Raw genomic sequence first — 10948 nt, 5'->3', positions numbered from 1 at the left:
CGACTCACGCGGCTTCGTCCTCGCGAGGAGAGCCGCGCAGGTCGATGTAGCTCCGGGACCGAACCGCCCGACCCGGGCGGGCGCGAGGGCAAACCCACCCGTCGAACCGTGACCCCAACACCGCCAGCAAGCCCGCCACCTCCCACGCTCCCGTGTGCCGCGCGGTACACGGGAGCGTTCTTCGATCGTCGTTCGGCGACGGTGGGAGCCTGCCGCCCTCACGCCGCCCGCGGAACCCGCAGAGTCCGCGGGCGAATCCGCTCGGTGTGCGGCTTCCACCGGTAATCCGGCGCCTGCTCCACGGCGACCAGGATTAGGTCCTCCGTCCCGCGAATGCGGACGGTTCCGTCGGCAGGCTGGTGCGGGGCAGATGCCTGGACGGCCCTCTGACGGCGCAGGACAGGGACGCCCCGCTGGCGGTGCATGAGGGTGTTGCGCAGCGTGATAGTCACCGCCTGCTCCACGTCGCTCCGCCATGCCCGGGGAACGATGGACCGGTCAAGGTCCTCGGCCCAGCGTTCCACCGGGCGCGGCTCGATGATCCGGTCGAAGGCCTCGGCCCAGCGTTCCACGAGCCGCGGGCCGATTCCGCAGGCGGTCAGGAAGGCCGCGCACTGCTGGCGGCTGGCTGGCAGCGCCTCCCGGTTCACGATGCGCGCGGCCAAACTGACCGCCAGCAGATGGGCTCCACCCGCCAGGGCCTGGAGCCGTCGCAGCGGCAGGGCACCCGCTCGCTCGTAGAAGTACTCCAGCGCCTCCGACAGAGCGCCGCGCGTGGTGATCAGCTCGGGCGCCCCAGGGCGGCGCAGCTGCGCGAGACGGCCCCGCTCGGCGATGCGGGCCTGCTGCCACAGGTGGCCGACGGCCCCGTCCGGGTCGCCGCAGACGGCGACGAGTGCCGTGACCGTCTCCCAGGAGGGCACCGTCCGGCCGGAAGCGGCGCGCTTGAGGGTGGCCGGCGATACGCCGGTCTTCGCCGACAGCTCGTCGTAGGTCAGTCCGGCCGCGGTGCGCAGCTCCCGCAGAGCCGTGGCCAACTCGCCGCGGGCGGGGACCGTGAGGTCCACGGGAAGTTCAGGACGTCCCATCCCGGGTCCCCTTACCGGCCGGCCTGAAGGGCGCCACGGACCGCCGCCGCCACCACGCCGCGCCCGCCCGGCGTCGCGGTGAACACGATCAGCATGCCGATACCGGCGGCGCCGCCCAGGAGCTGGAAGATTTCCGCCATCGGCATCCGCCCGTACAGGCGCATCACGACGGCCAGCACGAGCACCACGCACACGACCGCCGCCTGCGGCAGCGTCATTCCGCCCGCCGACCCCGGCCGGGTACCCACCCCGCCGCCGCGCATCCGCGGGCGGCCCATCTTCTGCTCCATGTGTATCTCCTTTGCGGAGAGCACGGAACAGCCCGGCTCCCCCTCGATACGGCGATGGGGGCGCGGGACCGCGCCCCCATCGTGCTGATGGCTTCGCGCCAAGTAGCGCTTCCCCAGCGGCGATTGCAGTCGCCTTCCGGGAGCACCAGGATGCCAGGACCCGCTCTCACGGCCTAAGCCTCACCAGCCACACCCCATCCCAAATGCGTGAAATGCCCGTTTATTCGTCCACTGGCGTCCATTACCTGAAGTTTCAGGTAGCAGATCGCTGACCTGCAGAAATAGCGACCCGCGCAAACGATCGTTGTGGCCCGCGCCAACGATCCTTGCCACAGGGCTCCGGGAAACACCCCGCAACGGCGCACCAACACCGCGGTTCGTCCAAAGCCGTCCAAGCCCCGCTTGCCTCCCGTGACCGCGGCAAGGCACCGTGGGGTGCAGAACCGACCGGACAACCGGCGGAACCCCTCGAATGCTGATGGCTGCGCAGACAGGGACACAGCAGCACCGCGTTGCAGCGCGAGTGCCGCACGCGACAGGGCCGACCCGCACCCGCCGGGTCGGCCTTGTCGTCATTCGGCCCGGCGCCACCAGGGCCCTCCGTGAGTCCACTCATGGACCCCCACGCCTTCGCCCCCTGGCCCCGGCAGCCCGTGCCGCTCCCGCCTTCACGGGCGTGGGTAGCCGTGGCCGGGAGGCGGGCACTCGCGGTCCGGCAATTCGGCCACCCCGTAGAACACGACCCGCTCGAACTCCGACAGCTCCCCCGGCTGGCCGGTCCCGCCGTCGAAGGCTGGTCGGCGGTCCGCCTGCGGCCCGTCCTCCACCACGTCGTAGAACCCGGCGGCGGGGTGGCGGCCGACGGCGGACAAAGTGCTCCCGACCCCACACAGGCCAGCACCACCACGCCCGCCAGGAGTGACAATCCCAGGCCTGCGCCCGGCTCCCTCCGCACGCCGCGAGGACCCGCCTCGCGGTGAACTCACCTGAAGCCATCGGCATGGCTTCCGGGTGCCGCGCTGCTCGCGCAGTTTCGCGATGGCGGTCTCGAAGTCTTCAAGGGTGTCGAACGCTTTGTAGACGGACGCGAAGCGCAGGTAGGCGACCAGGTCGAGCTCCTGCAGCGGGCCGAGTATGGCCAGACCCACGGCGTGGGTGGTCCTCGGTACTCGCGGTGGCGCGCACCGCCTCCTCCACCGACCGGGGTGTCAGCCGCCCAGCTGGAGGCCGCACCGCGCACGTGTCCGCGCAGCGATACGGCCACCGGGAGGGCATGTAACGGGCCCTGGAGCGGCTGCACGCTGCGCACGCCACGGTGGCAACCGAGGCCACGGACCGCGCCGCGGAGGCTGTGGTGCACGTGGAGGGGTCCGGGCTGGGGCGCCCCCGCCCCAGCAGCCGCGACGACTGGGGGACGGTCCGCTACCGCTACGATCTGCCCACTGGCGAACTCGGCGGCCGCGCAGTGCACGTTGACGGACACGTGACCGGACGCGTCCGCGAATCCGGGCGCCACTGGTACGCCCTCACCGCCGGATGCGCGAAGAGCGCGCCACGGCCGCCGCCAACCACCGAACCCTCGACCCTGTACCCGCGGACCCGCAGGGGACAATATCCCGCCCGTACCGGCGCCGCCACCACGGTCGGACCGTCGCGGGATGGAAGGCCGCAGCGGACGCGCACGCGTTGCGCCACCGCGCCGGACGGGCCATCCAGGCCGTACGAACCTCCCTGGAGGGACCGGCCGTCGGTGGACCGCCACACCCCGCACCACAGCCCCCGCATGGGCCGAGACGGTGCTCCCCCCGGATCCGTGAACTGACCCGGCCCGCCCTGCGGCGCGCCGCGGTGGCACAGGAACTCTGGATGCGCATCGGATGGGAGGCTAGCGATGCCACCGAGGCCAGCGCCGTCCTGCCCACCCGTCGCGCGGCGGAACTCGCCCACCGCGCCGAACTCCTCGCGGGCGCATGCGAACACGCCGCCGAGGCCGAGGCGCTGGCCGAACCGCCGCCCCTGCCCCTACGACCAGTCCCCGAGCAACCAGGAAGTTATAGAAGTACGAAGCTGGGACGTTCACGTGTACGCCGACACGGCGACGCGATGGATGCTTAGAGCTCGTAACAGGATCTTGTTGAGATGCCCTTGTCGGGCGTAACCAGTGTGACGATTCGGCCGTTCGTGAGTGTGTGAGCACTCGGCCGTGGATCGTGGACGACGACTTGTGGGCACTGATTGAGCCGCTGCTGCCGCCCTGGCCGACGAGGTCGCCAGGGCCGCGGCCGGTGGCAGACCGGTTGTGTCTGCAGGGCATCCTGTACGTCCTGCACAACGACATTGCCTGGCAACTCCTGCCACCTGAGCTGGGCTTCGGCTCCGGGCAGACCTGCTGGCGCCGCCTGGAGCGGTGGCAGCAGGCCGGAGTCTTCGACCAGCTGCACCGGATCCTGCTCGCCGAGCTGAACGCGGCCGGCCGGCTCGACTGGTCGAGGGCGTGCGTGGACGGCTCCCACATCCGCGCGAAAAAGGGGGAGCCGACACCGGCCCGTCGCCGGTCGACCGGCGGAAGACGGGCAGCAAACACCACCTGATCTGCGACGGACGCGGCACCCCGCTCAGGGTCATCACGACCGCGGCGAACGTCACGACGTCACCCAGACCCTCGCCCTGGTCGACGGCATCCCGCCAGTGGCAGGCCGTCCCGGCAGGCCCCGCCGACGCCCGGACGCTCTGCTGGGAGACAAGGGATACGACTCCAACCCCAACCGGGATGAGCTGCGCAAACGCCGGATCCTGCCCGTCATCTCCCGCAAAGGCGCCCCGAACATCAAGGGCATGGGCAAGCTCCGCTACGTCGTTGAGCAGACCTTCGCCCTGCTCCATCAGTTCAAACGACTCGCCGTCCGCTGGGAACGCCGCACCGAACTCCACGACGCCTTCGTCTCCCTCGCCTGCAGCCTCATCTGCTGGCGACGCCTCAACAAACCCAACCCATGATCCTGTTACGAGCTCTTAGGAGGCCCACCAAAGCGAGGGGATTTCGGCCAACCCGTAGGCCTGGATATGTAACCGTGTGTACGCGATAGCCCATATCGTTCACTAATTTTGCCCCGTATGCCCGCCAGGAACGTTGACTATTTTCAGACAATGCAGTCGACCGTCAACATGCTATTTGCTAGCGTTCTGCGGGTCGATCGGAACATGAATCACATGGGGGGGAAATGAGAATAAAACGCGCGGCCCCAGTCGCAATAGGGTTCGCCTTGCTGTTTGGGTCGCTAGCCTCACCATCTTCATCGGCAGTTGAGCAGAAGCCGAGCACGACTGCCTGGTCGCGTAGCGATAGAGCGTTGCCGCTGGCCGCAGTTGGGGATCAGTATCGAGGGGTTCCGCCGCAGGCAAAGCTCGTTCCTTCATCAGAAAAGCCCACTAGGCCATCCCCGCCGGCTTCTGAGAATAGAGAGCAGGTGCTCCGCGAAAGTGGAGCAATCTATAAATCGAGCATTACCGATGGGAACCGCACTTCCTTCGTTCAATCCGACGGGTCGATTAATTTTGCGGCATGTAACGCAGAACCTGAAGGACACGACCCTTACGGAAAGGTGCTAAATCGCTTCAATTTCTGCCGATGGGGCTACAACACAGCCACCAAACTGGACGGTCAGGGACGCGTTGAAGGGCAGGTTCGTTTCCGGGAGACGGAAGTGGGCCAGGGCTTGATTGATGCACGTAAGGGCCGCATTCACGTCAAAATTACTGAGGTCGTCGCCAGTGGAATATTCGGGGCGGGCTCAGGCGCCACCATGAAGATGGCCGTCAGTAGCGGGGCAGCTGGGGGATGCTACGCAACTTTCGGATCCTCGAATGTATACCAGGAGCCTGTGGCCACCTGGAACGACACCTATGTCTACTACGAGGCTGACAGCCCTGAGAGCTCCGGCGATCAGAGCCGTATCGACAAGATGGCCTCATGTAGTGCCCGCAGTTCCTACAAGGTGGAGTCCACAAAGGGGGCGACGGACTATAGCAATAGCGTGCCTATCGAAATGCGTATGGACTCTGCCGCCTACCTTGCACCATACGGGACCAAGGGGGCCATTTTTAGCAGGGCAATCCCAAACCTTACGTATGACTACAACAACAAAGACATTAGCCGGGTAGCCGAGCATGTGTTCTACGCATACGTAAATCCTGACGGCACCGATCCCTGGATCAGCACCACCAAGAAGATACCAGGGGCCTTATGGGGAGACACTCTACTTCATCGGAACTATCCGCCATTCAATGCCGATTCCGAACAAATACGGAAAAATAATCTCGCGGCAAAAGAAGCGGCCTGCGGAAGCATTCCCAAGGGGAACTCTACCTATGAGTGCGACGAGTTCCCCTTCGCTTCCACCAAGGAAGGAGCCGGCTTGGGCGATCGGAATTTCTCGGTCCGCTACGTTCCGCAAGCCGATAATTCAAAGGCCGGAGGGGCACTATCCAAGTGGTACGGACAGGATCGGATTCTCGATGGCGATGGCTTTCAGGTCCTCATCGAGAACGCCATGAAGCTGGTTCCCGGAAGTGCCCTGATTCAGCATGCCCTACCTTCCAGGATGGCGATGGACGCACAGAGCTTCCGCTCTGGCGCGGCCGTCCAGATCTGGAGTCACTGGGGTGGAGCAAATCAGGAATTCTACTTCAACGATGACGGGGAATTGCGGGTATTCGGCAACTGCGTCGATGCGGAGAACGGCGCGAGCGGAACTTATTTGACTGCGAAGGCATGCACAGGCGGCTCGAGTCAGAAATGGGGCCCACATCCCACCATGTCGGGTGCCATTGTCCATATTTCAAGCGGTCTCTGTATGGATGTGCCGGCCTGGGGAACGGCCAACGGAACACCTGTAATACTTTACACCTGCTCAGGCAATCCAAACCAATTGTGGGCGTCTCCCTGAAAGGGCACAAACTCCCGGGTCCCCGATATCTCGTGGACCCGGGAAGCATTTCTCTGAGAATGAGTTCGCAGTTTTAATGGATGCTAGCGGATAGCGCTATCGCCCGCACCGTCAGGAACGAAACTGGATGAAATACTCCTCAAGTTCTCCGATGGGAGATGTGACACCCAGTAGGGCAGAATGCCGCTGTACTGCAGTCTCGCCACCCTTACGCCAAACTCGCAGTCTGTATTCCGAGTCCGGCTCCAGCGAGAACGGGAGAACGGGCCCGTCCATGTTGAACACGCATGCCCTTCCGCTGCTGCTTTGGTATGACCACTCGCCAAGAAGCTCGAAGTCAGGTACCTCCGCACAGCTCGGCTGGTGGCAAACCTCAACCGTGACTCGCGCGTCATGGGTTCCGAGGAGGCTCACAACTCGGAGCGTGCTCAGCCCCACCCGGACCGGCTCCTCCCTGTCCATGGGTAGATCAACCCAGTACGGGCGATCTGCTTCGCCCAGAGAACGATCCTCGTCAACTCCAAATATGGACCTGTCAATCGCAACCGTCACTGACTCGCGGAACACCGCATCACTGGACATGCGGGGATCTTAGCCTCCACAGTGCGCCGCGTCCCCAAACCGAAGCCACCACCTGGTGAGGAGTGCTATTCAAGTGCGCTATGCCGTCTCTGGGCCCCCACCGCAGGTCCACCCGGAGCCTCTTACATCAGGCAGTTCACTATCTAATGAGTGCTGCTGTGGTGGTCTGGGGCTCATCACGATGTCAAGGGGAGCCGTGCCGGACCAGGGTTGGTCGGGCACGGCCCTTCGCTGCGCGACGAGACTGAGGGCCACAGGCTCAGCTGGCCTCTGGGCTCTTGGTTCAGCGGATTCAGGCCGCGGCGAGGGCCAGGAGTTCTGGGACGCCAGCCGCGGTGCGGTAGGGCTGGAATTCGGGCACGAGTTCTTGGACGAGTCGTTCGCAGCGCGGGGCACCGATTCGACGGGAGAGTCGGATCGCTTCTCCGGCGGCGTGGGCTGCCAGTTCGGGTTCCTTGAGCTTCAGGTGGCTGGCTGCCTGGTAGGCGAGGAAGACGCCTCGGGTCTTGTCACGGGAGGTCGGCAGGAGGACTTGGCCCTCGCCGATGAGCTGGTGGGCGCGGGCAGCGTCTCCTAGGTCGAGGAGAGCTTGGCCGGAGTCGACCGCGAGGTCGGCTTCGGACATCCACGCGCACCATGCCGGCAGGGGCCGGCCGGACGATGCTCCGAGGTGGTGCTCAGCTGCTGCGAGGGCACGCAGGGCAGGCTGCTTCTCTTGCTGGGCGGCCAGGGTGCGGGCTAGGCGGAGGTGGAGGAGGGAGCGGGCGGCGGGGTGCTGGGTGCGTTTGAGTGCGTGCTGGAGGATTCCGGCGGCGGTGGTGTGGTCCTTGCGCCATGCGGCCTGGTAGGCGAGGTCACCGAGCATGGCGGCGCCGAGGTCGGGGGCGTCGGTGGCGTGGGCGCTGTGGAGTCCTGCGATCCAGAGTTTGCTGGCGGCGGTGTGGTGGCCGTGGTCGAAGCGGTGCCAGGCAACGGTCTGGGCGAGGGTCGCGGCCAGAGTGTGGAGGCGCAGGCCTGTGGTGCGGTCGTAGCGGCTGTGGGCGATCAGGTCTGTGACGGTGGCGAGGTGGGCGTCCAGCAGGGCTGATACGTGCTGGCGTTGCTCGGTGACCAGACTGTTGAGCTGCCGGCTGGTGTTCTCCAGCAGGGTGACCGTGTCCTCGCCGACGAGTCTGCCGCCCTCTGGCTGCGCGGCGAGCGCGATCCCTCCGCTGGTGGCCCAGGCGGCGGCCAGTGTGGTGAGGGCGGTGCAAGAGATGGTGAGGAAGGTGCGGCGTTCCAGGCGTTCCATGGCGGTGTTGAGGGCCTCTCGCAGGGCTGTGACGGTGCTGGACGGGCCGAGGGGGACGACGCCTCCGTCGCTGCCGGGCAGCCAGTTCGGCCAGTTTCCGGGGTCGACCAGCTCGACGGGCAGCCCCAGCGCTTCCGCGATGTAGACCTGCGTTTCGGCTTCCGGGGTGACCCCCAGGACCTCCCATTTGCGGACCCGGTGCTTGTCGGTGCCCGAGCGCAGGCCTCGCCGCTGCGCCGCCACGCCGATGAGGTTCGCCAAGTCGACCCGGGTCAGGTTCTTGAGCGCGCGCCGGTAAGCCAGCGGATGCGAGTGCTCGGTCACGTAATCAGTCAAGCACTCCCCGTGGCTGCCGAGGAGCCGTTCCGGGGGCGGGACCCCCGCGGGACCCCCGCCGGGCCATCGCATTGGACGCACATCTGCTCGAAGCTCGATCCGCTGAGCGACCAGACCGATCGGCTTGGCCCGGTGCCTGACCTTGGCACCCGTCCCCTGACTTCTCGCAGATGAAGGGACCTCCCATGCCGTTTTCTCCTGTTGCCGGTCCAGACGGCTTGCCACTCGTGCACGAGGGTTGTCCCGCCGGAACGGCGGCGGCCGCGATGCTGCAGACCTCGCCGTACATCTCCAGCGTCCGTCCGGGCACCGGCCCGGACTTGGTGTACCTGTCGGATACCGCGGGGCCCGAGGCCCCCAGGGGCGCCCCGCCCCTGGAGAGCACCGTGTTCGGGGTCGTGGGTCTGGACCGGGTGATCGTGTGGCAGGACGACGCCGAGGTACTCCAGCTCCTGCGGTACGCCTCCGAACGTGGCCGGAGCGTCGGCGAGCTCTCGGCCCGGTTCGGGTCCGGCCGGGTGGGAGCGGCGGTGGCGCGGGGATGGTTGCAGGATCCGTCGGAGCTGTGTCGGTCGTACCGGATCGAGTCCGGAGAGATCGAGGTGACAGCCCACTGCAACTGGGGCTGCGTCTCCTGCCCGGTGGCTACTGCCCCCAAGCCGCGCCGGACCATGCCGATGGGCCTGTTTGAGAAGATCGTCGGCAAGCTCGCCGCGGCCGGCGCCTCGTACGTGACGTTCCAGTTTTTCAACGAGCCGACCCTGGACCGGTACTTCTCGGACCGGCTGGAGGTCCTGGTCCGGCACGGGCTGCCACTGGCTCTGTACTCGAACGCCTCCGCGCTGACCACGGCGAAGATCGAGGACCTGAAGCGGACCGGGGTGCTGAAGGACCTGATCGTGAACACCCCTTCGGTCGACGAGGCCGAGTTCGCCGAGCTCACCGGGTCGCACAGCTACCGCCACACGATGGGCAATACCGAGACGGCCCTGCGCGCGGGATTGCCGGTGCAGGTCGTTGTCAACGGGGTCGGCGAGCGTGGGGAGCGCAACCTTGGCGGGGTCGAGCGGCACTTCGTCTCGCTGGGCGCGCAGGTGTACCCGAGCCTGGCGTGCGACCGGGCCGGTGAGCTGGGCGGCGAGTTCGCACAGGACGTCCGGGTGGAGGGGCGGCTGACTGGCTGCGGCTGGCCGGTCCAGCACGTGAACGTCTCGGTGGCCGGCGATCTGTTCCTGTGCTGCAACGACTACTACCAGCGTGAGGTGTTCGGTCACATCGGGGACGGGTCGATCGACGAGCTGATGTCCGGAGAGCGGGCGGTCGCGCTGCGCCGCAAGGTCTTCGGCGTCGACGAGGCCCCGGAGGACTTCCTGTGCCGGCGCTGCCACAACCAGCTGCCCGACTTCCCCGGCCGGGACTTTAGGCCGATCGCGACCTTCGGCTAGGAGGGGAGGACTCCCATGCGTGATCCGGTGCGGATCTGGTACGTGGCCGGCCAGCGGCTGTGCAACCTGGCCTGCGACTACTGCGTGTCCATCGGCGACTGGGCCAAGAGCCGCCGCCACGACTGGAAGAACCCTGAGGACCGCGAGGTCTGCGAGCGGGTGGTGAACTGGATCGGGACGCGCCCCTACCGGGTGAAAGTCCGGCTCGGCACCCTCGGCGAGCCGTTCGCGAGCCCCTTCTTCCTGGAGAAGGCGGCGTGGCTGACCCGGCAAAGCGGTGTGGAGCATGTCGAGCTGCTCTCCAACGCGATCCTGCTGCCCCGCCGGCTGCCCAGGCTGGAGGCAGCGGCCAACTTGGGCAAGCTCTCCCTGTGGCTGACCTGGCACGACGGGCAGGCCGACCTGGACAGGTTCATCACCGCCGCCTCCTTCGCCCAGGAGGCATACGGTTGTTTCGTCGTCGTCAACGCCCTGCTCTTCGAGGACAACGCCGACACCGTGGCCCGTGCCCGGGACGCCGCACGCACAGCCGGCCTGCGGTTCAACGTAGACCTCGGCTACGACCCGACCGCCCCCACCGACTCCCAGGATCCGTCCACCACGGTCCCCGCCCTCAAGGCCGACAGTGCCCTGGAGACGCTGGCAGGCCTCGGCGGAAACCGGGCGCTCGCCGAGACCGCCCTGATCGCACTGACGTCCTGTCAAGACATGCCCTGCCGGGCCGGACACGACACGGTGTTCATCGACATCCACGGCCAGGCCTACCGCTGCTCCAACTACTCAGCCCAGGACCGCCCGCCGCTGGGCAGCGTCCTGGTCCCCGGCTTCGAGCTCCCGCTGCGCCCCGACCGCTGGGCGCCGTGCGCGGCCGCGGGCGGCTGCGGCAACAAGGAGGACTTCCTCAACCTCCAGATCGCCGCCCCACTGCGGCCCGAGACGGTACCCAGCCTCGGCTGGACCGACGCCTGAC

General features: G+C 67.0%; 8 protein-coding genes and 2 pseudogenes. 4 read left to right on the top strand and 6 right to left on the bottom strand.

All coding sequences use genetic code 11. The features are described 5' to 3' along the window. Positions 1-218: 218 nt before the first annotated feature. The 4 genes and pseudogenes from ACZ45T_RS27935 to ACZ45T_RS27920 all read right to left on the bottom strand — a co-directional run. Entirely contained in the window at positions 219-1088 is an 870-nt protein-coding gene (locus ACZ45T_RS27935) for a helix-turn-helix domain-containing protein (RefSeq protein ID WP_468445969.1), read from the bottom strand. Positions 1089-1099: 11 nt separating this feature from the next. Further along, the gene (locus ACZ45T_RS27930) at positions 1100-1378 is read right to left on the bottom strand and encodes a hypothetical protein (RefSeq protein WP_468445967.1); all 279 of its coding nucleotides are present in this window, start codon (positions 1376-1378) and stop codon (positions 1100-1102) included. Positions 1379-2046: 668 nt separating this feature from the next. Then, on the bottom strand, positions 2047-2250 hold the full coding sequence (locus tag ACZ45T_RS27925; protein WP_468446013.1) for a hypothetical protein: 204 nt from the start codon (positions 2248-2250) through the stop codon (positions 2047-2049). Positions 2251-2393: 143 nt separating this feature from the next. Further along, positions 2394-2575, bottom strand: a pseudogene (locus ACZ45T_RS27920) (transcriptional regulator NrdR); the annotation flags it as partial. 992 nt (positions 2576-3567) lie between these two features. Here ACZ45T_RS27920 and ACZ45T_RS27915 point away from each other — a divergent pair. After that, a pseudogene (locus tag ACZ45T_RS27915) lies at positions 3568-4375 on the top strand (IS5 family transposase). A 470-nt stretch (positions 4376-4845) separates the two neighbouring features. Further along, entirely contained in the window at positions 4846-6324 is a 1479-nt protein-coding gene (locus ACZ45T_RS27910) for a ricin-type beta-trefoil lectin domain protein (protein ID WP_468445965.1), read from the top strand. Positions 6325-6435: 111 nt separating this feature from the next. Here the strand turns inward: ACZ45T_RS27910 and ACZ45T_RS27905 are convergent, their stop codons facing one another. Both ACZ45T_RS27905 and ACZ45T_RS27900 read right to left on the bottom strand, forming a co-directional pair. Continuing rightward, positions 6436-6906, bottom strand: coding sequence for a hypothetical protein (locus ACZ45T_RS27905; RefSeq protein ID WP_468445963.1), 471 nt, complete (start codon positions 6904-6906; stop codon positions 6436-6438). Positions 6907-7198: 292 nt separating this feature from the next. Continuing rightward, positions 7199-8533, bottom strand: a complete 1335-nt coding sequence (locus ACZ45T_RS27900; RefSeq protein ID WP_468445961.1) for an XRE family transcriptional regulator — start codon at positions 8531-8533, stop codon at positions 7199-7201. 266 nt (positions 8534-8799) lie between these two features. On the opposite strand from ACZ45T_RS27900, the gene ACZ45T_RS27895 reads away from it, so the two are divergent. Further along, entirely contained in the window at positions 8800-9978 is a 1179-nt protein-coding gene (locus ACZ45T_RS27895) for a radical SAM/SPASM domain-containing protein (protein WP_468445959.1), read from the top strand. A gap of 15 nt (positions 9979-9993) precedes the next feature. Next, on the top strand, positions 9994-10947 hold the full coding sequence (locus tag ACZ45T_RS27890) for a hypothetical protein (RefSeq protein WP_468445957.1): 954 nt from the start codon (positions 9994-9996) through the stop codon (positions 10945-10947). Position 10948 lies beyond the last annotated feature (1 nt).

The sequence above is a fragment of the Streptomyces sp. NPDC030995 genome, from assembly GCF_055571215.1.
This window is presented reverse-complemented; position numbering and strand designations above follow the sequence as displayed.

Coding starts and splice junctions, on each gene's coding strand:
- ACZ45T_RS27930 (WP_468445967.1), bottom strand. CDS start 1,378: ATGGAGCAGAAGATGGGCCGCCCGCGGATGCGCGGCGGCGGGGTGGGT.
- ACZ45T_RS27905 (WP_468445963.1), bottom strand. CDS start 6,906: ATGTCCAGTGATGCGGTGTTCCGCGAGTCAGTGACGGTTGCGATTGAC.
- ACZ45T_RS27935 (WP_468445969.1), bottom strand. CDS start 1,088: ATGGGACGTCCTGAACTTCCCGTGGACCTCACGGTCCCCGCCCGCGGC.
- ACZ45T_RS27890 (WP_468445957.1), top strand. CDS start 9,994: ATGCGTGATCCGGTGCGGATCTGGTACGTGGCCGGCCAGCGGCTGTGC.
- ACZ45T_RS27895 (WP_468445959.1), top strand. CDS start 8,800: ATGCTGCAGACCTCGCCGTACATCTCCAGCGTCCGTCCGGGCACCGGC.